This is a genomic window from Sphaerotilus montanus, assembly GCF_013410775.1.
GTDB lineage: Bacteria > Pseudomonadota > Gammaproteobacteria > Burkholderiales > Burkholderiaceae_C > Sphaerotilus > Sphaerotilus montanus.
The window spans coordinates 2,502,227-2,523,658 of the sequence record NZ_JACCFH010000001.1 but is presented as its reverse complement, the minus strand read 5'-3'; the positions used below and the strand labels follow the sequence as shown (position 1 = coordinate 2,523,658).

21 protein-coding genes are annotated in these 21,432 nt (G+C 69.1%); 13 read left to right on the top strand and 8 right to left on the bottom strand.

All coding sequences use genetic code 11. The features are described from left to right. Window positions 1-4: 4 nt before the first annotated feature. Window positions 5-295 (bottom strand): co-chaperone GroES, encoded by a 291-nt coding sequence (gene groES, locus BDD16_RS11405; RefSeq protein WP_179634064.1) that lies wholly within the window; start codon window positions 293-295, stop codon window positions 5-7. 182 nt (window positions 296-477) lie between these two features. On the opposite strand from groES, the gene BDD16_RS11400 reads away from it, so the two are divergent. Together BDD16_RS11400 and BDD16_RS11395 are read left to right on the top strand one after the other, a co-directional pair. Continuing rightward, on the top strand, window positions 478-1,812 hold the full coding sequence (locus BDD16_RS11400) for a DUF3422 family protein (RefSeq protein WP_179634063.1): 1,335 nt from the start codon (window positions 478-480) through the stop codon (window positions 1,810-1,812). Between the two features lie 22 nt (window positions 1,813-1,834). After that, on the top strand, window positions 1,835-3,109 hold the full coding sequence (locus tag BDD16_RS11395; RefSeq protein WP_179634062.1) for an O-acetylhomoserine aminocarboxypropyltransferase/cysteine synthase family protein: 1,275 nt from the start codon (window positions 1,835-1,837) through the stop codon (window positions 3,107-3,109). Here the strand turns inward: BDD16_RS11395 and BDD16_RS11390 are convergent. Both BDD16_RS11390 and BDD16_RS11385 read right to left on the bottom strand, forming a co-directional pair. After that, window positions 3,106-3,564, bottom strand: a complete 459-nt coding sequence (locus BDD16_RS11390; protein ID WP_179634061.1) for an outer membrane lipoprotein — start codon at window positions 3,562-3,564, stop codon at window positions 3,106-3,108. The genes BDD16_RS11395 and BDD16_RS11390 overlap by 4 nt on opposite strands. Before the next feature lie 47 nt (window positions 3,565-3,611). Further along, entirely contained in the window at window positions 3,612-4,169 is a 558-nt protein-coding gene (locus BDD16_RS11385) for an HNH endonuclease (protein WP_179634060.1), read from the bottom strand. A 144-nt stretch (window positions 4,170-4,313) separates the two neighbouring features. On the opposite strand from BDD16_RS11385, the gene BDD16_RS11380 reads away from it, so the two are divergent. From BDD16_RS11380 to BDD16_RS11350, 7 genes are all read left to right on the top strand, one after another. Then, window positions 4,314-4,973, top strand: coding sequence for a TetR/AcrR family transcriptional regulator (locus BDD16_RS11380; protein WP_179634059.1), 660 nt, complete (start codon window positions 4,314-4,316; stop codon window positions 4,971-4,973). A gap of 109 nt (window positions 4,974-5,082) precedes the next feature. After that, window positions 5,083-6,885: an acyl-CoA dehydrogenase C-terminal domain-containing protein gene (locus tag BDD16_RS11375; protein WP_179634058.1), complete on the top strand. Its 1,803-nt coding sequence runs from the start codon at window positions 5,083-5,085 to the stop codon at window positions 6,883-6,885. A 61-nt stretch (window positions 6,886-6,946) separates the two neighbouring features. After that, window positions 6,947-7,387: a DUF2147 domain-containing protein gene (locus BDD16_RS11370; protein WP_179634057.1), complete on the top strand. Its 441-nt coding sequence runs from the start codon at window positions 6,947-6,949 to the stop codon at window positions 7,385-7,387. A gap of 51 nt (window positions 7,388-7,438) precedes the next feature. Beyond that, complete coding sequence (locus BDD16_RS11365; protein ID WP_179634056.1) at window positions 7,439-9,832, top strand: 3-hydroxyacyl-CoA dehydrogenase/enoyl-CoA hydratase family protein; 2,394 nt, start codon at window positions 7,439-7,441, stop codon at window positions 9,830-9,832. 23 nt (window positions 9,833-9,855) lie between these two features. Further along, window positions 9,856-11,055: an acetyl-CoA C-acyltransferase gene (locus BDD16_RS11360; RefSeq protein WP_179634055.1), complete on the top strand. Its 1,200-nt coding sequence runs from the start codon at window positions 9,856-9,858 to the stop codon at window positions 11,053-11,055. A 146-nt stretch (window positions 11,056-11,201) separates the two neighbouring features. Beyond that, a complete protein-coding gene (locus BDD16_RS11355) occupies window positions 11,202-11,966 on the top strand; it encodes an enoyl-CoA hydratase (RefSeq protein WP_179634054.1) in 765 nt (254 codons plus the stop codon). A gap of 51 nt (window positions 11,967-12,017) precedes the next feature. Then, window positions 12,018-12,788: an SGNH/GDSL hydrolase family protein gene (locus BDD16_RS11350; protein WP_179634053.1), complete on the top strand. Its 771-nt coding sequence runs from the start codon at window positions 12,018-12,020 to the stop codon at window positions 12,786-12,788. Here the strand turns inward: BDD16_RS11350 and BDD16_RS11345 are convergent. Continuing rightward, window positions 12,775-13,155, bottom strand: a complete 381-nt coding sequence (locus BDD16_RS11345; protein ID WP_246332771.1) for an acyl-CoA thioesterase — start codon at window positions 13,153-13,155, stop codon at window positions 12,775-12,777. The two genes, BDD16_RS11350 and BDD16_RS11345, sit on opposite strands and share 14 nt — an antisense overlap. A gap of 146 nt (window positions 13,156-13,301) precedes the next feature. Here BDD16_RS11345 and BDD16_RS11340 point away from each other — a divergent pair, with 146 nt between their 5' ends. Then, entirely contained in the window at window positions 13,302-14,264 is a 963-nt protein-coding gene (locus BDD16_RS11340; protein ID WP_179634051.1) for an ABC transporter transmembrane domain-containing protein, read from the top strand. After that, window positions 14,261-15,307 carry a dihydroorotase gene (pyrC, locus tag BDD16_RS11335; RefSeq protein ID WP_179634050.1) on the top strand — a complete coding sequence of 349 codons (1,047 nt, stop codon included), beginning with the start codon at window positions 14,261-14,263 and terminating at the stop codon, window positions 15,305-15,307. The genes BDD16_RS11340 and pyrC overlap by 4 nt, the downstream gene beginning before the upstream one ends. On the opposite strand, the gene BDD16_RS11330 is transcribed toward pyrC, so the two are convergent. Beyond that, window positions 15,275-16,519 carry an MFS transporter gene (locus tag BDD16_RS11330; RefSeq protein ID WP_179634049.1) on the bottom strand — a complete coding sequence of 415 codons (1,245 nt, stop codon included), beginning with the start codon at window positions 16,517-16,519 and terminating at the stop codon, window positions 15,275-15,277. The genes pyrC and BDD16_RS11330 overlap by 33 nt on opposite strands. Before the next feature lie 130 nt (window positions 16,520-16,649). On the opposite strand from BDD16_RS11330, the gene htpX reads away from it, so the two are divergent. Together htpX and BDD16_RS11320 are read left to right on the top strand one after the other, a co-directional pair. Then, window positions 16,650-17,525: a protease HtpX gene (gene htpX / locus BDD16_RS11325; protein ID WP_179634048.1), complete on the top strand. Its 876-nt coding sequence runs from the start codon at window positions 16,650-16,652 to the stop codon at window positions 17,523-17,525. 114 nt (window positions 17,526-17,639) lie between these two features. Beyond that, window positions 17,640-18,893 (top strand): acyltransferase family protein, encoded by a 1,254-nt coding sequence (locus BDD16_RS11320; protein ID WP_179634047.1) that lies wholly within the window; start codon window positions 17,640-17,642, stop codon window positions 18,891-18,893. Here the strand turns inward: BDD16_RS11320 and clsB are convergent. The 3 genes from clsB to nudB are packed head-to-tail and all read right to left on the bottom strand — an operon-like array spanning window position 18,796 to window position 21,406. Then, complete coding sequence (clsB, locus tag BDD16_RS11315) at window positions 18,796-20,124, bottom strand: cardiolipin synthase ClsB (protein ID WP_310732899.1); 1,329 nt, start codon at window positions 20,122-20,124, stop codon at window positions 18,796-18,798. The two genes, BDD16_RS11320 and clsB, sit on opposite strands and share 98 nt — an antisense overlap. Continuing rightward, the gene (locus BDD16_RS11310; RefSeq protein WP_246332524.1) at window positions 20,121-20,918 is read right to left on the bottom strand and encodes an endonuclease/exonuclease/phosphatase family protein; all 798 of its coding nucleotides are present in this window, start codon (window positions 20,916-20,918) and stop codon (window positions 20,121-20,123) included. The genes clsB and BDD16_RS11310 overlap by 4 nt, the downstream gene beginning before the upstream one ends. Further along, window positions 20,915-21,406 carry a dihydroneopterin triphosphate diphosphatase gene (gene nudB / locus BDD16_RS11305; protein ID WP_179634046.1) on the bottom strand — a complete coding sequence of 164 codons (492 nt, stop codon included), beginning with the start codon at window positions 21,404-21,406 and terminating at the stop codon, window positions 20,915-20,917. The genes BDD16_RS11310 and nudB overlap by 4 nt, the downstream gene beginning before the upstream one ends. Window positions 21,407-21,432 lie beyond the last annotated feature (26 nt).

The following is a 21,432-nucleotide window of genomic DNA, read 5'->3' as shown; positions in this document are numbered from 1 at the left end:
GGGATTACTTGCCGACGACGGCGAAGAGGTCTTCTTCGCGCATCACGAGCAGTTCGTCGCCATCAACCTTGACCGACTGGCCGCTGTACTTGCCGAACAGGACGCGATCGCCCACGGCAACGTTCAGGGCGATGAAGTCGCCCTTGTCGTTGCGCTTGCCCGGGCCGACGGCCAGCACTTCACCCTGGTCGGGCTTCTCTGCGGCGTTGTCGGGGATCACGATGCCCGAGGCGGTCTTGGTTTCTTGTTCCAGACGCTTGACGATGACGCGGTCGTGCAGAGGACGAAGTTTCATTGCATCTCCTAGATACAGAACGAATTCAGTGGGTGGGTCACTAGCACTCACCGGTGGCGAGTGCTAACAGGACTGATTATAGGAACGCTCCCGGCGCTTTCAAGAGGAGCCCCGCAGAGAAACCGCTAATCTTCTGGGGCTGCTCCCGGCCTGCCTCTCCGTGCTCCCCGCCCGACATGCCCATGAACACCCTGCCCGACGCCCGAACCGCCCTGCCCCCGGACGATGATCTCCGCGCAATCCTGCACAACGAGGTCCATGCACGGCCAACGGCCCGCATCCGGCTGCCGGCACTGGTGGTCTATGTCGCGGTCCTGAACGACGGGGTGCGCCGGGAAGACGAGTGGGCACATCTGAAGCGCCTGCCCGGCCAGGATGGTCTGCGGCTGGCGGATCTGAGCAGCAGCTTCCTGCGGATCCGCCTGGGCAACTGCACCCTCAAGTGGGAGCGCCACAGCGAGTTCACCCGCTACTCCATCGTCCAGGCACTGCCCGAGGGCGCCGGTCTGGATGCGCCGGAGTCGCCCGCGCTGGACACGCTGGCGGTCGATGCGGACTGGCTGCGCGCCATCCCCGGCCGCACGGTGGCCGCCATCAAGCTCGCCATGGTGATCGGCGACATCTCGAACGCCCCGGCGACCGCACGCCTGGGCCAGCAGTGGCTGGGCGGACGCAGCGTGGTGGCCTCGATCATGGGCACCTATGGCCACTCGATCGCGGTGACAGCCTTCCGGCTGCGCGACAGCGGCTTCGAGCACATGCTGGTGATCGCGCCGGCCAGCACCACCGAGACCCGTGCCGGCCGCATCTCGCAGCGCCTGCTGGAGCTGGAGACCTACCGCCTGATGGCGCTGCGCGGCCTGCCGGCGGCCAAGTCGCTGGCGCCGGTGCTGGGCGAGGCCGAGGCGGCGCTGGCCGACATCACCGCCCGGCTGGAGAACAAGCAGGCCACCGACCAGGAACTGCTCGACACGCTGGTGGCGCTGGCGGCCAAGGTCGAGCGCGCCACCGCGGTGCACCAGTACCGCTTCTCCGCCACGCAGGCCTACCACGCCATCGTCGGCCAGCGCATCGCCGAGCTGCGCGAGAAGCCCATCTCCGGCACGCAGGGCATCGGCGAGTTCATGCAGCGCCGGCTCACGCCCGCCATCGCGACGGTGGCCGCCACGGCGCAGCGGCTGGCTGCGCTGTCACAACGCATCGAGCGCACCAGCGGCCTGCTGCGCACGCGGGTGGACATCGCCACCGAGACGCAGAACCAGCAGCTGCTGGCCCAGCTCACGCGCGGGCAGGAGCTGCAGTTGCGCCTGCAATCGACCGTGGAAGGGCTGTCGATCGCGGCGATCTCGTACTACGTGATGAGCCTGCTGTACTACGGCGCGAAGGCAGCGAAGGTTGCGGGTGTTCCCGTGAACCCGGACCTGTTCGCCGGTGCGATGATTCCGCTGGTGCTGTGGGCGGTCTGGACCACGACCCAGCGCATCCACAAACGCCTGCACGCCGAACAAGAACACTGACCCCACCGACAGGAGCCCCCCGATGAAGCTCGAAACCCTCGCCGTCCACGCCGGCTACAGCCCCGACCCGACCACCAAGGCCGCCGCGGTGCCGATCTACCAGACGGTCGCCTACGCCTTCGACAACGCGCAGCACGGCGCGGACCTGTTCGACCTGAAAGTGGCCGGGAACATCTACACCCGGATCATGAATCCGACGCAATCCGTGCTGGAAGCACGGGTCGCGGCGCTCGAAGGCGGCCTCGCGGCGCTGGCGGTGGCCTCCGGCATGGCGGCGATCACCTACGCGATCCAGACGATTGCCGAGTCCGGCGACAACATCGTCTCGGCCAGCCAGCTCTACGGCGGCACCTACAACCTGTTCGCGCACACGCTGCCGCAGATGGGCATCACGACCCGCTTCGCCGACGCGACCAAGCCGGAAACCTTCGCCGCGCTGATCGACGAGCGCACCAAGGCCATCTTCTGCGAATCGGTGGGCAACCCGCTGGGCAACGTCACCGACATCGCCGCGCTGGCCGCCGTGGCCCATGCCGCGGGCGTGCCGCTGATCGTGGACAACACGGTGCCCTCCCCCGCCCTGTGCCGCCCGATCGAGCACGGCGCGGACATCGTCGTGCATTCGCTGACCAAGTACATGGGCGGCCACGGCAACAGCGTCGCCGGCGCCATCGTCGACTCCGGCACCTTCCCGTGGGCGCAGCACAAGGAACGCTTCAAGCGCCTGAACGAGCCGGACGTGAGCTACCACGGCGTCGTCTACACCGAGGCACTCGGCCCGGCGGCGTACATCGGCCGCGCCCGCGTCGTGCCGCTGCGCAACATGGGCGCGGCGATCTCGCCGATGAACGCCTTCCTGATCCTGCAAGGCATCGAGACGCTGGCGCTGCGCATGGACCGCATCTGCGACAACACGCTGGCGCTGGCCACCTTCCTCAAGAGCCACCCGAAGGTGGCCTGGGTGAACTACGCCGGACTGGCCGACCACCCGGACCATGCGCTGGTGCAGAAGCAGATGGGCGGCCGGGCCTCGGGCATCCTGAGCTTCGGTCTGAAGGAAGGTGGACGCGAAGCCGGGGCGCGCGTGCTGGATGCGTTCAAGCTGTTCACGCGGCTGGTCAACATCGGCGACGCCAAGTCGCTGGCCACGCACCCGGCCTCGACCACGCACCGCCAGCTCAACGCCGAGGAACTCGCCAAGGCCGGCGTCAGCGAGGACATGCTGCGCCTGTCGGTCGGCATCGAGCACATCGACGACCTGATGGCCGACCTCGACCAGGCGCTCGCCGCGGTCTAGCGCGCCTTCATCACGCGGGTCTTGCCGCCCGTCGAGACGAGGATCACCGCCTCGCCGGGCACGAAGGTCTCGTTGCCTTTGGCCTGCACCAGCGCCCGGCGCTCGCCGCTGGGCAGCTGCAGCAGGATCTCGACCGCTTCCTCGCGCGTGCCGAAGCGCTCGATCGAGTTGCCGATGACGGCGCCTGCCACCGCGCCGAGCACGCCGACCACGATGCCCTCGCGCCGCCCGCCGACCGTGCTGCCAGCGATGCCGCCGACGACAGCGCCCGAGGTGCCGCCGATGCCCTGCTGCTGGCCTTCGACGACGACCGGGCGCACGTTGAGCACGACCGCGTCCTGCACGGTGGACAGGCGCTGGGCGTCACCAGGGCGGATCACGTCCGGGCTGGTGGTGCTGCAGGCGCCGAGCAGGAGTGCGGCGGCGGCCAGGGTGGTGGCGAAGAGTGCTTTCATGGTGGGAACCTGTGTTGTGCGTGGTCGGAGTCGCGGCGCTGGTCTGTTCAGCCATGCAGGCGGCTGTGACGCGGCACGCCGGCAAGCAGGAACTCCATCTGGTCCATGACGATGCGCCGCCCCTTGAGGATCATGTCCTCGTGCAGGCTGGGGATGTACGGAAGGTAAAGCAATTCCATCCGGCACTCCTGCAGCAGCCGATTGCCCTTGCGGCCGTTGCATCCGCGGCAGGCGGTGATGCAGTTCATCCACGAATCCTCGCCACCGCGCGAGGTGGGGACGATGTGTTCGCGGGTGAGCTGCTCGTCCCGGGCGTGCTGGCCGCAGTAGGCGCAGACGTGGCGGTCGCGGGCAAACAGCTTCGGATTGGTCAGCGCCGGGACCTGGCGCCAGGCGCGCGTCGGCACCGCACCGCGCACCGCGATGATCGGATGCAGCGCCAGCAAGGACTGCAACCCGGTGACCCGCTGGATGCCGCCATGCAGCACCAGGCACGGCTCGCCCACTGTCCACGCGACGGCATCGCAGACATAGAGGTTGGCCGCCTCCCGGGGTGAAATCCAGGCCTGAGGGCGACCCGAGACATCGAGTTGCAGCACATCCATGGCAAGGTCCTTGCGTGAGCATAGAGCAGACCGTGCGGGGCTGCCCACCTGGATCAGGCTAGAGTTTTGACTCTAGTCCCACAAGGGTGATCCGCAGTGGCACGGCGGGGTTCTTCGATCAGAATAGAACGATCGTTCGTTTTATTGCCCACCGTGACCTCTACCCCACTCGCTGCCACCCGGCCCGCCCGATCCGGCGCCCGTGCTGTCCACAAGGGCCAGCAGACGCGTGCCTCGATCCTGGACGCCGCCCTGAGCCTGGCGTCGCAGAAGGGACTGGAGGGGTTGTCGATCGGCCACCTGGCCGACATCACCGGCATGAGCAAGTCCGGCGTCTTCGCGCACTTCGGCTCCCGCGAAGAACTGCAGATGTCGGTCATCCGCGAATACCACGCACGCTTCGAGGAAGAGGTGTTCTACCCCTCGCTGCGCGAGCCGCGCGGCCTGCCGCGGCTGGAGGCGATGTTCCGCCGCTGGCTGGCGCGGGTCAGCATCGAGATCGACTCGGGCTGCATCTACATCAGCGGCGCGGTCGAGTTCGATGACCGGCCCGGCCCGGTGCGCGACGCGCTGGTGGACATGGTGCGCACCTGGCACACCGGCCTGGAGCGCGCCATCACCATCGCCCGGGAAGAAGGCCACCTGCGCGCCGACACCGATGCGCGCCAGATGCTGTTCGAGTTGCACGGGCTGGTGCTGGCGCTGCACCACGATGCCCGGTTCCTGCGCACCCCCGGTTCGGTCCAGCGGGCCGAACAGGGGTTCCTGAATGTGCTGGCCCGCTACCGGGCGCTGCCCGGCTGATCTGTTGCCGGGTATCCGCAGCCGGTCACGGTTGCCGGCGCGCCGCTTTCCGACAGTTTGTCCGATTGACTGATTCACCCCGATCACCGCCCTCGTCGAGGAGACTTCCATGCCCCAGTACAACCCGCCCCTGCGTGATCTTCAATTTGTGCTGCACGAACTCGTGCAGGTCACCGAGACCTTCAAGGAGATGCCGGCCCACGCCGAGGTCGATGTCGACACCGTCAATGCCATCCTCGAAGAAGGCGGCAAGTTCGCCGCGCAGGTGGTGTTCCCGCTGAACCGCAGCGGCGACGAGGAAGGCTGCACGCTCGACAAGACCACCCACGAGGTGCGCACCCCCAAGGGCTACAAGGAAGCCTATGCGCAGTACGTCGAAGGCGGCTGGGCGGCGCTGAGCTGCGACCCGGCCTACGGTGGCCAGGGCCTGCCGCACGTGGTGAACCAGTGCTTCTACGAGATGCTCAACAGCGCCAACCAGGCCTGGACGATGTATCCGGGCCTGTCGCACGGCGCCTATGAAAGCCTGCACGCCCACGGCACGCCCGAGCAGAAGGCCACCTACCTGCCCAAGCTGAGCAGCGGCGAGTGGACCGGGACGATGTGCCTGACCGAGCCGCATTGCGGCACCGACCTGGGCCTGCTGCGCACCAAGGCCGAGCCGCAGGCCGACGGCACCTACAAGCTCAACGGCGCCAAGATCTTCATCTCCGCTGGCGAGCACGACATGGCCGCCAACATCATCCACCTCGTGCTGGCCCGCCTGCCGGACGCCCCGAGCGGCTCGAAGGGCATCTCGCTGTTCATCGTGCCGAAGTTCCACGTCAACGCGGACGGCTCGCTCGGCGGTCGCAACGGCATCTTCTGCGCCGGCCTCGAACACAAGATGGGCATCACCAGCAACGCCACCGCGCAACTGGTGCTCGAAGACGCCGTCGGCACGCTGGTGGGCCAGCCGCACAAGGGCCTGGCCGCCATGTTCGTGATGATGAACGCCGCCCGCCTGGGCGTCGGGATGCAGTCGCTCGGGCTGACCGAAGTGGCGTACCAGAACGCCGTCGCGTATGCGAAGGACCGCCTGCAGATGCGCGCCCTGTCCGGCCCGAAGGCGCCGGAGAAGGCCGCCGATCCCATCATCGTGCACCCCGACGTGCGCAAGATGCTGCTGACCGCCCGCGCCTATGCCGAAGCCGGCCGCGCGCTGTGCGTGCACACGGCGCTGATGCTCGACCAGGAGCTCAGCCACCCGGACGAGGACGTGCGCAAGGCCAGTGCCGATGAAGTCGCGCTGCTGACGCCGATCATCAAGGCCTTCCTGACCGACAACGGCTGGATCGCCACCTCGCACTGCATGCAGGTCTTCGGCGGCCACGGCTACATCCGCGAGTGGGGCATGGAGCAGTACGTGCGCGATGCCCGCATCAACATGATCTACGAGGGCACGAACACGATCCAGTCGCTGGACCTGCTCGGCCGCAAGGTGCTGGCCGACAACGGCAAGAAGCTCAAGGCCTTTGGCAAGAAGATCGCCGAGTTCGTCGAGGAAGAAGGCATCCGCGAGGACATGCAGGAGTTCATCAACCCGCTGGCGGACATCGGCGACAAGGTAACCAAGCTGACGACCGAGCTGGGCATGAAGGCCTTCGGCAACCCGGACGAGGTGGGTGCGGCGGCGGTGGATTACCTGCGCGTGGTCGGGCACCTCGTGTTCGCTTACTTCTGGGCGCGCATGGCCAAGGTGGCGCTCGACAAGCTCAAGGAGCAAGGCGCGAACCCGGATCCGTTCTACGTCGCCAAGCTGCACACCGCGCGTTTCTACTTCGCCAAGCTGCTGCCGGAGACGGCGTCGCTGATCCGCACCGCCCGCGCCGGCCTCGCGCCGCTGATGGCGATGGACGAAGCGATGTTCTGATCCCGCGAAGCCCCCACCCCAACCCTCCCCCGCTGGGGGAGGGAGCAAGACCAGGCACACCATGAAAACCACCCTGATCGCCCTCGCGCTGGCCGGCGCCTCGCTGGCCGCTGCCGCGCAGTCCACGCCCGCCGGCCTGTGGAAAACCATCGACGACGATGGCAAGACCGAGAAGTCGCTGGTGCGCATCACCGAGACGGCAGGCACCTTCTCGGCCAAGGTCGAGAAAGTGTTCGACGCGACCAAGCAGGACGCCCGCTGCGAGCTGTGCAGCGACGACCGCAAGGACCAGCCCGTGCTGGGCATGACCATCGTCAAGGGCGTCCGGGCCAATCTGGACGACAAGGCGCTGTGGGACGGTGGCGAGATCCTCGACCCGAACAACGGCAAGACCTACAAGGTGCGCATGAAGCCCGTGGATGGCGGCAAGCGCATCGAGGTGCGCGGCTACATCGGCGCACCGCTGCTGGGTCGCACGCAGACCTGGATCCGCGTCGAATAACGCCCATCACGCCCCCAAAACGAAGATCCCGAATCTCACAAGGAAGCCCTCATGAGCCGTTTCAATGTCCGCCAGGTCGCCGTGCTCGGCGCCGGCGTGATGGGCGCGCAGATCGCCGCCCATCTGGTCAATGTCCAGGTGCCGGTCATCCTGTTCGACCTGCCCGCCAAGGAAGGCCCGAAGAGCGCCATCGCGCAGAAGGCCATCGACAACCTCAAGAAGCTCAAGCCCGCGCCGCTGGGCGTGGGCGACGATGCCAGCCGCATCCGCGCCGCGAACTACGAGGAGCACCTGGACCTGCTGAAGGACTGCGACCTCGTGATCGAAGCGATCGCCGAGCGCATGGACTGGAAGCACGACCTCTACGCCAAGATCGCGCCCTTCATCGCGCCGCACGCCATCCTCGCCTCGAACACCTCCGGCCTGTCGATCACGACGCTGTCGGACGGCCTGCCGGACGCGCTGAAGCCGCGTTTCTGCGGCATCCACTTCTTCAACCCGCCGCGGTACATGTACCTGGTGGAGCTGATTCCCACGCCGACCACCGAGGCGCGCTACCTCGACCAGCTCGAAACCTTCGTCACCTCGACCGTCGGCAAGGGCGTCGTGCGCGCCAAGGACACCCCCAACTTCATCGCCAACCGCGTCGGCATCGCCGGCATGCTGGCCACCATCCACGAGGCGCAGCAGTTCGGCCTGAGCGTCGACCTGGTCGATGACCTGACCGGCAAGAAGTTCGGCCGCGCCAGCTCCGGCACCTTCCGCACCGCGGACGTGGTCGGCCTGGACACGATGGCGCACGTCATCCGCACGCTGCAGGACAACCTCGGCCCGGACAAGGCGAACGACCCCTTCTTCCCGTCCTACGCGACACCGCCGGTGCTGTCGGCGCTGATCGCCAAGGGCGCGCTGGGGCAGAAGGTCGGCGCCGGTTTCTACAAGAAGGCCGGCCGCGACATCCTGCGGCTGGACGCGGCCAAGGGCGAGTACGTGCCGTCGGGGGGCAAGGCCGACCCGATCATCGACCGCATCCTGAAGAAGCCCGCAGCCGAGCGGCTGAAGCTGCTGCGCGAATCCAGCAACCCGCAGGCGCAGTTCCTGTGGGCGATCCTGCGCGACAGCTTCCACTACGTCGCGGTGCACCTGGCGACGATCGCCGACTCGGCGCGCGAGGTGGACTTCGCGATGCGCTGGGGCTTTGGCGCCAAACAAGGGCCGTTCGAGCTGTGGCAGGAAGCCGGCTGGCAGCAGGTGGCCAAGTGGGTGCAGGAAGACATCGACGCGGGCAAGGCCTTGTGCAACGCACCGCTGCCGGCCTGGGTGTTCGACGGCCGCACGGGCGTCCACACGCTGGAAGGATCGTGGTCCGCCGCGGCGGGCACCTACGTGCCGCGCTCGGCGCTGCCGGTCTACCAGCGCCAGCATTTCCCCGAGAGCCTCGTGGGCGCTGGCGCCGTCGATCCGCTGAAGAGCGGCACCGAGGTGTTCCGCAACGAAGAAGTGCGCGTCTGGACGCTGGACGGCGAGGTGCTGATCGCCAGCATCACGGCCAAGCTGCACCTGATCAGCCCGACCGTGACCGAAGGGCTGCTGAAGGCGGTCGAACTCGCGGAAGCCGGCTACCAGGGTCTGGTGATCTGGTCGCCGGATGACGTGTTCTCGGCCGGCGCGAACCTCGAATCGCTGATGCCGGTGTTCATGAAACTCGGCGCCAAGGGCATCGCGCCCGAGGAAAAGAAGCTGCAGGACATGATGCTGCGCGTGCGCTACGCCAGCGTGCCGGTGGTGGCTGCCGTGCGCGGCATGGCGCTGGGCGGCGGCTGCGAACTGGCGGTGCACTGCGCACAGCGGGTCGCGGCGATGGAGAGCTATGTCGGGCTGGTCGAGGTCGGCGTCGGGCTGATCCCGGGCGGCGGCGGGCTGACCTACGTGGCACGCCGGGCGGCGGAACGCGCGGCGAGCGTGCCGGGCAGCGACCTGCTCGCCTTCCTGAAGGACGGCTTCCAGGCCGCAGCCATGGCCACCGTCGGCACCAGCGCGCTGGAGTCGCGCAAGCTGGGCTACCTGCTGGACAGCGACATCGTCGTGCCGAACAAGGACGAGTTGCTGCACGTTGCCCTCAGCCAGGCCAAGGCGCTGGCCAACGCCGGCTACCGCGCGCCGGTCAAGGCGATGTTCCCGGTCGCCGGCCGCAGCGCCATCGCCACCATCAAGGCCAGCCTGGTCGGGATGCGCGACGGCGGCTTCATCAGCCAGCACGATTTCCACATCGCCAGCCTGATCGCGGACGTGGTCTGCGGCGGCGAGGTGGATGCGGGCACCCTCGTCACCGAGGAGTACCTGATGGCGCTGGAGCGCAAGCACTTCTGCGCGCTGCTCGAACACCCCAAGTCCCAGGAACGCATCATGGGCATGCTGCAGACCGGCAAGCCGGTGCGCAACTGACCCGGCCGACGGAGCACACACACATGAGCAAGCAACTGCAAGACGCCTACATCGTCGCCGCCACCCGCACGCCGATCGGCAAGTCGCACCGCGGCTTTTTCCGCAACACCCGCCCGGACGACCTGCTGGTGGCCGCCATGCGCGGCGCGCTGGCGCAAGTGCCGACGCTGGACCCGAAGGCCATCGAGGACGCCATCATCGGCTGCGCCATGCCCGAAGGTCCGCAAGGGCTGAACATGGCCCGCGTCGCCGCGCTGCTGGCGGGGCTGCCGAACACGGTGGGCGGCATCACCGTCAACCGCTTCTGCGCCTCGGGCCTGAGCGCGATCCAGATGGCCGCCGACCGCATCCGCGTCGGCGAGGCCGACGTGATGATCGCCGGCGGCGCCGAGAGCATGAGCATGGTGCCGATGAGCGGCAACACGCCGAGCTTCAACCCCTCGATCTTCGAGCGCGACGAGAACATCGGCATCGCCTACGGCATGGGCCTGACCGCCGAGAAGGTGGCCAACCAGTGGGGTGTCAGCCGCGAGGCACAGGACGCCTTCGCGCTGGCGTCGCACCAGAAGGCGCTGGCCGCACAGGCGGCGGGCGAATTCGACGCCGAGACCACGGCGGTGGACGTCGTCGAGCGCACGCCCGACCTCGTCACCGGCGAGATCCGCACCCGCACCCGCACGGTGAACCGCGACGAAGGCGCCCGCCCCGACACCACGCTCGAAGGCCTGGGCAAGCTCCGGACGGTGTTCGCCGCCAAGGGCAGTGTCACCGCGGGTAACAGCTCGCAGACCAGCGACGGCGCCGGGTGCCTGATCCTGGCCAGCGAGAAGGCGATCCGCCAGCACGGCCTGACACCGCTGGCGCGCTTCGTGAGCTACGCCAGCAAGGGCGTGCCGCCGGAGATCATGGGCATCGGCCCGATCGAGGCGATCCCCGCCGCGCTGCGCAGCGCCGGTCTGCAGCAGAGCGACCTGGACTGGATCGAGCTGAACGAAGCCTTCGCTGCACAGGCGCTGGCCGTGATCAATACCACGGGTCTCGACCCGGCGAAGGTCAATCGCATGGGCGGCGCGATCGCGCTCGGCCACCCGCTGGGGGCCACCGGCGCCATCCGCGCCGCGACGCTGGTCCACGCGCTGCGCCGCCATGGCCTGAAATACGGCATGCTGACGATGTGCGTCGGCACCGGCCAGGGCGCCGCCGGCATCTTCGAGCGCGTCTGAACCCGTCGCCACCCAGGACGGTTCCACGGTGACCGCCCGAGCCGCTGCACCGCCGTGTGCAGCGGCTTTTTTGTTTCACACGCAACAATCGGTCGTGAACGGTTGTTGCAGCGCACTTACCATTCCCAGTTGCCCGAGGAGACCCCATGAGCATCAAGACCGCCACCCTCAACGGCGTGGCCACGATCGAAATTGCCCGCCCGGAAAAGAAGAACGCCCTGACCATGGTGATGTACACCGCCATGGCCGACGCACTGCGCGCCGCACAGGCCGATGCGTCGGTGCGCGCCGTGCTGATCACCGGGCAGCCGGGCGTGTTCACCTCGGGCAACGACCTGGAAGACTTCATGCAGCGCCCGCCGCAGGGCATGGACTCGCCGGTGTTCCAGTTCATGCTGGCGCTGCTGGAGTGCGAGAAGCCGGTGGTCGCGGCCGTCACGGGCGCGGCGATCGGCATCGGCACGACCATGCTGCTGCACTGCGACTTTGTCTACGTCAGCGACGAGGCCCGGCTGGCGATGCCCTTCGTCGGGCTGGGTCTGGTGCCGGAATACGGCTCCAGCCTGCTGGTCTCGCAGTTGATGGGCCACGCCAAGGCCGCCGAGAAGCTGCTGCTCGGCGACCCGTTCACCGGCGCGGACGCGGTCGACTGTGGTCTGGCCAACGCCGTGCTGCCGACCAGCGAAGTGGTCAACCACGCCCGCCGCGTCGCCGAGCGCTTCAATGCGCTGCCGCCGGGCGCCGTGCGCGACAGCAAGCGCCTGATGCGTGCCCCGCAGCGCGAGCAGGTGCGCGCCGTCATCGCCAGCGAGGCAGCGATCTTCTCCGAGCGGCTGCGCAGCCCCGAGGCACAGGAAGCCTTCCAGGCCTTCTTCCAGAAGCGCAAGCCCGATTTTTCGTCGTTCACCTGAACGCCCCACCTGCCCTTCCCGAACGCGCCGCCCGAGCGCGCCAGCCTGCCGATGCCCACCTTCACCGCCGCCAAAGTTGCCCTGTCCCCACTGCTGATCTGGCAGGGACGGCAGGTGCGCCGGGAAGCACCCCGTCTGCCGGAAGCCACCGGCCCGCGCCTCGGTCTGGCCGGCATGGACCGCCACAGCAGCGCGATGCCACGGCTGCGGGTGCTGATCGTGGGCGATTCCTCGGGGGCGGGGGTGGGTGCGGCGACGCAGAACGAAGCGCTCGCCGGTCGGCTGAGCCAGGCGCTGACGCGGCGGCTCAAGGCGCCGATCGCCTGGCAGCTGGTCGCGCGCACCGGCTGGACCACGGCGGACGCGACCTCGGCGCTGCGCGAGTTGTCGGCGCAGGGCCGGCTGCCACCGGCGGACGTGATGGTGACGGCACTCGGCGTGAACGACACCGTCCGCCAGACCAGCCCGCGGCGCTGGACCGCCCACCTCGACGCGCTCGAAGCCTGTGCGCGCGAGCTGGCCGGTGTCCACCAGATCGTGGCCACGGCCGTGCCGCCGATGCACCTGTTTCCGCTGTTGCCGCAGCCGCTGCGCTGGGTGCTGGGCCGCTCGGCACAGGCGCTGGATGCCGCGCTGGTGCAGTGGACCGCCGACTCGGGCACGCGGGCCTATTTCGAGATGCCCTACGACCCCGCCCGCGACGAGGTGCGCGCGCTGATGGCCAGCGACGGCTTCCACCCCGGCCCGCTGCTCTACCAGCGCTGGGGCGAGGCGCTGGCGCTGCAGATCGCCGCCGACTACCAGCCGCTCATGCGCCCGTGAGCGGTGCCGGGGCGGGTGCTGGCGCCTTCACGATCGGCCGTGGCCGGCCGTCGCGGTCGATGGCGACATAGGTCAGGTTGGCCTCGGTCACCTTGACCGTCTTCGGATCGGCCGGGTTGCGCTCGGCGTAGACCTCGACATGCACCGTCACCGACGTGGTGCCGATGCGCTCGACCGTGGCGTAGAAGCTCAGCAGGTCACTCACCGACACGGCCTGCTTGAAAATGAGCTGGTTCACCGCCACCGTGGTGATGCGGCCGCGGGCGATGCGCGCGGGCAACACGGCACCGGCGATGTCGACCTGGGCCATGATCCAGCCGCCGAAGATGTCGCCGTTGCCGTTGGCGTCAGACGGCATCGGCATCATGCGCAGCACCAGTTCGCGCTGGTGAGAGCCCGGCTCGCCACCATGCACGGGCGGCGGGCCTGAAAAACGCGGATTGTTCGCTTCGTTCACACTCATGGAAGACACCTCGGTTGCAGGTGTCGATTGTCTTTCACCGAACCCCACCCATGCGCCGCTTCGCCTCGAATGAACCCGCCCCGGTCGATCCCGCCGGCACGCCCCGCAGCGACTGGACGACGCTGAAGCGCCTCGGCCCCTACCTGTGGGAATACCGCGTGCGCATGGTGCTGGCGCTGGTGTTCGTCGTCGCGGCCAAGGCGGCGAACGTGGGCGTGCCGCTGCTGCTGAAGCAGCTGGTGGACAGCCTGTCGATCCCGATCGGCGATCCGCGGGCGCTGGTGGTCGTGCCGCTGGGGCTGCTGCTGGCCTATGCGGGGCTGCGGCTGTCGACCACGGTCTTCACCGAGCTGCGCGAACTGGTCTTCGCCAAGGCCACCCACGGCGCGGCGCGGCGCATCGCGCTGGAGACCTTCCGCCACCTGCACGCGCTCAGCCTGCGCTTCCACCTCGACCGCCAGACCGGCGGCATGACCCGCGACATCGAGCGCGGCACGCGCGCGCTGCAGTCGCTGGTGAGCTACTCGCTCTACACCATCGTGCCGACGCTGGTCGAGCTGACGCTGGTGCTGACGCTGCTCGGCAGCCAGTTCGACATGGGCTTCGTGTGGATCACGCTGGCCGCGCTGGTTGCCTATGGCACGCTGACCATCAGCCTCACCGAGTGGCGCACCCAGTTCCGCCGCGAGATGAACGAGCTGGACTCGAAGGCGCACAGCCGCGCCGTCGACGCGCTGCTGAACTACGAGACCGACATGGCCGAGGGGCTCAAGGCGATGGCGCTCGAAGGCCACGGCCTCGCCTTCCTGCCCGCCAGTTCGGTGCGCAAGGAGGTCAGCGCCCGCCGGCTGGTGCCCGCAGGTCCGCGGCAGTCGGGGGCAGCCTTCGAGGTGACGATCGAGGTGCGCCTCTACCGCGAACGCCCCGAGGTCTCTCGCCACAACAAGCCGGCCGCGCAGGCATTGTGGGAGTTCCTGCGCGTGTCCAAGCTGGGCGAGAATCGCGGGCTATGACGACCGCCACTGCCCCTACCCTCCGCCTCACCCGCCCCGACGACTGGCATCTGCACGTGCGCGACGGCGCCGCGATGGCGGCGGTCGTGCCGCACACCGCGCGCCAGTTCGGCCGCGCGATCATCATGCCCAACCTGCGTCCGCCGGTCACCACCGCCGAGCAGGCCGTGGCCTACCGCGCGCGCATCCAGGCCTGCGTGCCCGAAGGCGTGGACTTCACGCCGCTGATGACGCTGTACCTGACCGACAACACCCCGCCCGAAGAGATCCGCCGCGCCAAGGACGCTGGCGTGGTCGCGCTCAAGCTCTACCCCGCCGGTGCCACGACCAACAGCGACGCCGGCGTGACCGACATCCGCAAGACCCACGCGACGCTGGAGATGATGCAGCGCGAAGGCCTGCTGCTGCTGGTGCACGGCGAGGTCACCGATCCGGCCGTGGACGTGTTCGACCGCGAAGCCCGTTTCATCGAGCAGGTGATGGAGCCGCTGCGCGATGCCTTCCCCGAGCTGAAGGTGGTGTTCGAGCACATCACCACCCGGGACGCCGCCCAGTACGTCGCCGAAGCCGGCCCGCACACGGCAGCGACCATCACCGCCCACCACCTGCTCTACAACCGCAACGCCCTCTTCACCGGCGGCCTGCGCCCGCACTACTACTGCCTGCCCGTGCTCAAGCGCGAGGAACACCGCCGCGCACTGGTCGCCTCGGCCACCTCGGGCAGCCCGAAGTTCTTCCTCGGCACCGACAGCGCGCCCCACGCCGCGCACCTGAAGGAACACGCCGCGGCCTGCGCCGGCTGCTACACGGCGCTGTCGGCGATCGAGCTGTACGCCGAAGCGTTCGAGCGAGCCGGCCGCCTCGACCGGCTCGAAGGCTTCGCCAGCCAGCACGGCCCGGACTTCTACGGCCTGCCACGCAACGCCAGCACCATCACGCTGCGCCGCGAACCGTGGACGCTCCCGGAGTCGCTGCCCTACGGCGACGCCGAACTCAAGCCGCTCGGCGGCTCAGAGACGCTGAACTGGCGCCTGGTCGACTGACGCGGCGTCTGCGGGTGTGGGTGCGGCTGCGGTGGGCGCTGCAGGCGCCAGATGCCCCGCCAGCGCGGCGATCACCCCGGCCAGCAAGACCAGCACGCCCAGCGCCACCTGCAGCGAGGTGGCCTGCGCCAGCCAGCCGATCACCGGCGGGCCGATCAGGAACCCGCCATAGCCGAGCGTCGCCATCGCGGCGATGCCCTGCCCGGCGCCCCGCCGCGAGCGCTGCGCCGCCGCGCTGAACACCAGCGGCGCGACGGTGCCGATCGCCATCCCGGTCAATGCAAACGCAGGCAGCGTGACCGCCAGACTACCGCTGACCAGCGCCGCCACCAGCGCCACCACGGCCAGTGCGTTCAGCATGCGCAGCATCGGCACGGCGCCCCACTGGAGCACCAGCCGGTCGCCCGCAAAGCGCATTCCCATCATCGCCATCGCGAACACGCTGTAGCCCAGCGCGGCCTCGGCCTGCGTGGTGCCGAGTGCCCCGTTCAGGTAGACGGCGCTCCAGTCGGCCATCGCGCCCTCGATCAGGAAGGCGGCAAAGATGATCGCGCCCAGGCCCGCCAGGGCGGCCTCCGGTCGGGCCCAGCGCGGCGCCTCCTCCTCGGCGGCATGGACCTCGCCCACATGCCCGACCAGCCAGCCCCGGGCCAGCAGCACGGCACCGACCGCCGCCAGCCCGATGCCCGCCAGGTGCCAGCTCGGCGCCACCTCCCGGTGCGCCAGCAAGCCGCCGAGCAAGGCCCCGGCCAGCCCGCCCGCGCTCCACAGCCCATGCAGCGAGGACATGATCGGCCGCCCCACCCGCTGCTCCACCTCGACCGCCAGCGCGTTCATCGCCACGTCCATCGCGCCGTTGGCCGCGCCGAACAGCGCCAGCGCCAGGCCCAGCAGCCAGCCATTCGGCGCCAGCGTCGGCAGCACCAGCAGCGCCCCATAGGCCAGCGACACGCCCAGCGTCACGCGCCGCGCGCCCCAGCGCTGCACCCCGTGGCCGGTCGGACCGAAAGCGAACAGCGCCCCGATCGCCATGCCCAGCAGCGCCGAGCCGAGTTCGCCCTCGCTGAGGCCGAGTGGCGCGCGCACCGCGGGGATGCGCGACACCCAGCTCGCGAAGCCCATGCCGTTGGCGAGGAACAGCAAGGCCACGGCGACACGGGCGCGGGCGACATCCGGCAGGGGTGCACCGGGCAGAATTGCGGTGGATTGCATGAATGGAACCGGTTTCATCGCCAGAAAAGCGCATTGTCCGGAGGAACACCCCCTTGATGCACTGGTGAAGAACCCTCAGATACGCTGGCAATCCGTCACCACCCCGACGGTCACCAAGGATCCGCGCGCCATGAAACGCATCTTCCTGTTCCTCGCCACCAACCTGGCCGTGATGCTGGTGCTGGGCATCGCCTCCAGCGTGCTCGGCATCAACCGCTATCTGGATGCCCAGGGCCTCAACCTCGGCACGCTGCTGCTGTTCTCGCTGTTCATGGGCTTCACCGGCGCGATCATCTCGCTGCTGATGAGCAAGCCCATGGCCAAGTGGAGCACCGGCGCGCAGGTCATCAACGGATCGACCGACCCGATGCACCGCTGGCTGGAGGGCACCGTCGCCCGCTTCGCCGAGAAGGCCGGCATCGACATGCCCGAAGTCGCGGTCTACGACGGCGAGCCCAATGCCTTCGCGACCGGAGCCTTCAAGAACTCGGCGCTGGTGGCGGTGTCCACCGGGCTGCTGCAGAGCATGAACCGCGAGGAGGTCGAAGCCGTCATCGGCCACGAGATCGCCCACGTCGCCAACGGCGACATGGTGACGATGACGCTGATCCAGGGCGTGGTGAACACTTTCGTGGTCTTCATCTCCCGGGTGGTCGGCTACGTCGTCGACCGGGTGATCCTGAAGAACGACAAGGACGCGCCCGGCCTCGGCTACATGGCCACGACCGTGGTGATGGACCTGCTGCTGGGCGTGCTCGCCTCGGTGATCGTCGCCTGGTTCTCGCGCCAGCGGGAGTTCCGCGCCGATGCCGGTGCCGCGCAGCTGATGGGCGACCGCCGCCCGATGATGCACGCGCTGGCCCGCCTGGGCGGGATCGCGCCGGGCGAGTTGCCCAAGAGCATGGCCGCGATGGGCATCTCGGGCCACCCGAGCGGGCTGATGGCGCTGTTCTCCAGCCACCCGCCGATCGAGGAACGCATCCGCGCGCTGCAGAAGGCCCAGTAAGGCCGGCCTGACCGGACACAGCCAAGTCAGCCTTCAGGAAAGCCCCCCCTCCCTCAGTGAAAATCAATGTAACAAATAGTTGCTTGATCCATGCACGCTGCCCGAGGGAGGGCCATGAAGTTCGACACCGACCTGCCACTGCAACACCCGTGGATCCGCGAGGCATCGCCGATGCACCTGCCGCCGCCGGTGCTGCTCACTGCCCTGCAGCAGCCACGTCTGGCCGGCCTGGATGCGCTGCGTGCCGTCGCGGTGCTGCTGGTCATCGTCAACCACCTGGGCCTGGACCGGATCGGGCCGGTCATGGTGTTCGACGGCTCGCTGGGGGTGGAGCTGTTCTTCGTGATCAGCGGCTTCCTGATCACCTGGCTGCTGCTGGGCGAGCACGAGCGCCACGGCCGCATCGCGCTGGGCGCCTTCTACCAGCGCCGTGTCGCCCGGCTGCTGCCGGCGTCCCTGGCCTATCTGCTGGTCGGCATGGGGCTGCTGGCGCTGCGCCACCAGCCGATTCCCTGGGGTGCGGTGGTGTCCACCGTGCTCTACGGCACCAACTACTACCAGGCCTTCACCGGTGCCGCGGCACACTACCTGTCGCACTGCTGGTCGCTGGCGGTGGAGGAGCAGTTCTACCTCGTCTGGCCCTTCCTGCTGGCGGCACTGCTGCGCCACGGCCGCTCGCCGCGCCAGGCGCTGGGGCTGTCGATTCCGCTGGTCTGGCTCTACAAGGCGGTGCTGATCTTCGGCTTCGGGGTCGGCGAGGTCTACCTCTACCGGGCGCTGGAAACGCGCATGGACCAGCTCACCGCCGGCTGCCTGCTCGCGGTGCTGCTGAAGACGCCGCGCTGGCGGCGCCACTTCGAGCAGCTCGCCCGGCAGGGCTGGCCGCTGCCGGCGCTGGTGGCGGGGCTGGTGCTGTCGACCTCCCTGCTGCGCGACACCGGCACCGTGGCGGACCAGCAGCTCTTCGGCTTCGCGCTGGAGACGGTGCTGCTCTGCGCGCTGCTGCCGCTGGTGCTGATCAAGGCCACGGAACGTGGCGCTACAGCGGCCCTGCTCAACGCCCCGGCGCTGGTGCTGATCGGCCAGATCTCCTACGGCATGTACCTCTACCACCCCTTCGTCGTGCACCCGGTCCGCAATGCCATCGTGCGGCTGGGCGGGCCGCCGGCCGCGGGCATCCTGGTGGCCATCGCCGCGCTGGTGGTGGTGGCCTGGGCCTCGTTCCAGTGGTTCGAGCAGCCGCTGCGGGAGTGGCTGCGCCCGCGGTCGCTCAGTAGCGACCTGTCACGCCCGCCACACGCAGGTACACATAGGCCGCCCACTCGATCAGCACCCGCGGCGCCAGGCCGGCCCAGCCCTGCGACTTGACGCGCTGCGCGGTGATGGCCTCGGACTGCGCCAGCGCCCGGCCGATCTCGACCGCCAGGTCCTGCGCGAAGGTGGTGTCGCGCACCACCATGTTCGCCTCCAGGTTGAGCAGCAGCGAGATCGGGTCGATGTTGGAGCTGCCCACCGTGGCCCAGTGGTCGTCGACCAGCATCACCTTGGCATGCAGGAAGGCGGGCATGTATTCGTAGATCTCGATGCCGTGGCGCATCAGCTCGTCGTACAGCACGCGGGCGGCCATGGCGGCGATGCGGTAATCCGGCTTGCCCTGCATCAGCAGGCGCACCTGCACGCCCCGCTGCGCGGCCTTGCACAGCGCGCGGCGAAACTCCTGACCGGGATAGAAATACGGGCAGATCAGCCAGATGCGCTGCCGCGCCGAGCGGATGGCGTCGATGTAGGCGCGCTCGATGGTGCGGCGCTGGCGGAGGTTGTCGCGCACCACGAAGGCGGCCTGCACCGGCGGCTGGACCTCTTCGAGCCGCGCGACCCGGTGGCCGCGCCGGGTCAGCCGCATCTGCCGCATGAGGCCACGCAGGCGCTGCACCGGTCGCTCGGTGTGCATCAGCAGCCGCATCTCCTGCTGCCAGTCGCGCCCGAACCAGGAGCGCGACCACATCGCCCGCACCGCCTGCTCCATCGGCCGCACCACCGGGCCCACGGCGCGCACCGCGAAGTCCAGCCGTGGCAGCTCGGTGTGGCCGTGGTTCAGGTCGATGTGGTCGTCGATGACGTTGATGCCGCCGACGAAGCCGACCTCGCCATCCACCACGCACAGCTTCATGTGCAGCCGCCGCAGCTGCCCCGGCTGCAGCCAGTGGGTCCAGCGCTCCAGCGGACGGAACACCGTCACCGCGATGCCCGCGGCACGCAGGCGCGGCTCGACCACCGCCAGATCGTCGTGGGCACCAAAGCCGTCGATCACGACCCGGACCCGCACCCCGCGCCGCGCCGCCCGCTCCAGCGCCACCGCCACCGCCATCGCGGCCGCATCGTCGTGGAAGATGTAGGTGGCCAGCCAGACCTCGTGGCGGGCGTTGCGGATCGCGCTGATCATGGCCGGGAACAGCGCATCGCCGCCACGCAGCAACTCGACCTCGTTGCCCCCGCGGAACACCGGTCTGGGCACCAGATACCAGGACATCGGCTCGCTGTCCTGGTCGGCCTCGAACATGCTGACCGGATCGATGGGGACGGGATCGCCGGGCTTCACGTCAGCTCCAGCTCCACCAGCAGCGGCAGGTGGTCGGACATGCGTGCCCACGCCGCTCCCCGCGGCACGCTCATGCCCGCGCAGCGCAGTCCCCGGGTGTAGACCCGGTCCAGCGACAGCAGCGGCATGCGCGACGGGAAGGTGCGCGGCGTGCGGCCATGCGCACCGGGCGGATGGGCCCGCACCAGTCCGGCGAGCTGGAACATCGGATCCAGCCGCTCGCCCCAGTCATTGAAATCGCCCGCGACCACCACCGGCACACCGGCCGGAATCTCGCTGCGGATGTAGGCCCCCAGCCGCTGCGCCTGGCGCACCCGGCTGGCGTGCATCAGGCCGAAATGCGCGACGATGGTGTGGATGTCGATGCCGCGCCAGTTCACCTTGACGTGCAGCAGCCCGCGCTGCTCGAAGCGGTGGTCCGACACGTCGTGGTGCTCCACGTCGCCCAGCGGCCAGCGCGACAGCAGCGCGTTGCCGTGCTCGCCATCGCGGGTGACGGCGTTGGTCCGGTAGGCCGAGCTGTAGCCTTCCGGCGCCAGGAAATCGGCCTGTCCCTGTTCGGGCCAGCCGAACCAGGTGCGGTCGAAGTGCCGGGCGTCGCGGTGGTGGAACAGGCGCACCTCCTGCAGGAACACCAGGTCCGCGTCCAGCGCTTCCACACCCAGCCCGAGGTTGTGGATCTCCAGCCGCTTGCGCGGCCCCACGCCGCGCACGCCCTTGTGGATGTTGTAGGTCGCCACCCGCAGCCGCGGGCCGTCCAGGCCACCCGGCAGGGTCATCGGCATCGTCGTCATCGGTCGGTCCGTGCTGGCTGGCGGAGTTGCTGCGGCAGGTGCAGGATCGCCTCGGCATTGCTCGGCGAAAAACAGCGGTCCGCGGCTTCCCGCCAGGGCAGCCAGACCTGCTGCAGGTGCTCGCGCGGAGCCAGGACCACGGGCGTGCCGGCCGGCACGGTCAGGCCGAACACGTGTTCGGTGTTGTGCGTGACCCCCTCGGCATAGCGGTGGCGCCAGACCGGGTAGATCTCGTAGACATTGCGCAGCGCCCAGTCGCGCAGCGCCTCGTCCGGCACCTGCGGCGTGCCGACGAGGATGCCGGTCTCCTCGGCGACCTCGCGCCGGGCGGTCTCGTGCAGCGACTCTTCGAGCGTGTCCTTCGAGCCGGTGACGCTCTGCCAGAAGCCGGGCTTGTCGGCGCGCTCGATCAGCAGCACCTGCAGGTCTGGCGTGTGGATGACCACGAGGACGGATTCAGGGATCTTTGGCGGTGGGCTGGACGTCATGTGGAAAGCATAGCGGCAACGCCAGA

Coding starts and splice junctions, on each gene's coding strand:
- groES (WP_179634064.1), bottom strand. CDS start 295: ATGAAACTTCGTCCTCTGCACGACCGCGTCATCGTCAAGCGTCTGGAA.
- BDD16_RS11400 (WP_179634063.1), top strand. CDS start 478: ATGAACACCCTGCCCGACGCCCGAACCGCCCTGCCCCCGGACGATGAT.
- BDD16_RS11395 (WP_179634062.1), top strand. CDS start 1,835: ATGAAGCTCGAAACCCTCGCCGTCCACGCCGGCTACAGCCCCGACCCG.
- BDD16_RS11390 (WP_179634061.1), bottom strand. CDS start 3,564: ATGAAAGCACTCTTCGCCACCACCCTGGCCGCCGCCGCACTCCTGCTC.
- BDD16_RS11385 (WP_179634060.1), bottom strand. CDS start 4,169: ATGGATGTGCTGCAACTCGATGTCTCGGGTCGCCCTCAGGCCTGGATT.
- BDD16_RS11375 (WP_179634058.1), top strand. CDS start 5,083: ATGCCCCAGTACAACCCGCCCCTGCGTGATCTTCAATTTGTGCTGCAC.
- BDD16_RS11370 (WP_179634057.1), top strand. CDS start 6,947: ATGAAAACCACCCTGATCGCCCTCGCGCTGGCCGGCGCCTCGCTGGCC.
- BDD16_RS11365 (WP_179634056.1), top strand. CDS start 7,439: ATGAGCCGTTTCAATGTCCGCCAGGTCGCCGTGCTCGGCGCCGGCGTG.
- BDD16_RS11360 (WP_179634055.1), top strand. CDS start 9,856: ATGAGCAAGCAACTGCAAGACGCCTACATCGTCGCCGCCACCCGCACG.
- BDD16_RS11355 (WP_179634054.1), top strand. CDS start 11,202: ATGAGCATCAAGACCGCCACCCTCAACGGCGTGGCCACGATCGAAATT.
- BDD16_RS11350 (WP_179634053.1), top strand. CDS start 12,018: ATGCCCACCTTCACCGCCGCCAAAGTTGCCCTGTCCCCACTGCTGATC.
- BDD16_RS11345 (WP_246332771.1), bottom strand. CDS start 13,155: ATGATGCCGATGCCGTCTGACGCCAACGGCAACGGCGACATCTTCGGC.
- BDD16_RS11340 (WP_179634051.1), top strand. CDS start 13,302: ATGCGCCGCTTCGCCTCGAATGAACCCGCCCCGGTCGATCCCGCCGGC.
- pyrC (WP_179634050.1), top strand. CDS start 14,261: ATGACGACCGCCACTGCCCCTACCCTCCGCCTCACCCGCCCCGACGAC.
- BDD16_RS11330 (WP_179634049.1), bottom strand. CDS start 16,519: ATGCAATCCACCGCAATTCTGCCCGGTGCACCCCTGCCGGATGTCGCC.
- htpX (WP_179634048.1), top strand. CDS start 16,650: ATGAAACGCATCTTCCTGTTCCTCGCCACCAACCTGGCCGTGATGCTG.
- BDD16_RS11320 (WP_179634047.1), top strand. CDS start 17,640: ATGAAGTTCGACACCGACCTGCCACTGCAACACCCGTGGATCCGCGAG.
- BDD16_RS11310 (WP_246332524.1), bottom strand. CDS start 20,918: ATGACGACGATGCCGATGACCCTGCCGGGTGGCCTGGACGGCCCGCGG.
- nudB (WP_179634046.1), bottom strand. CDS start 21,406: ATGACGTCCAGCCCACCGCCAAAGATCCCTGAATCCGTCCTCGTGGTC.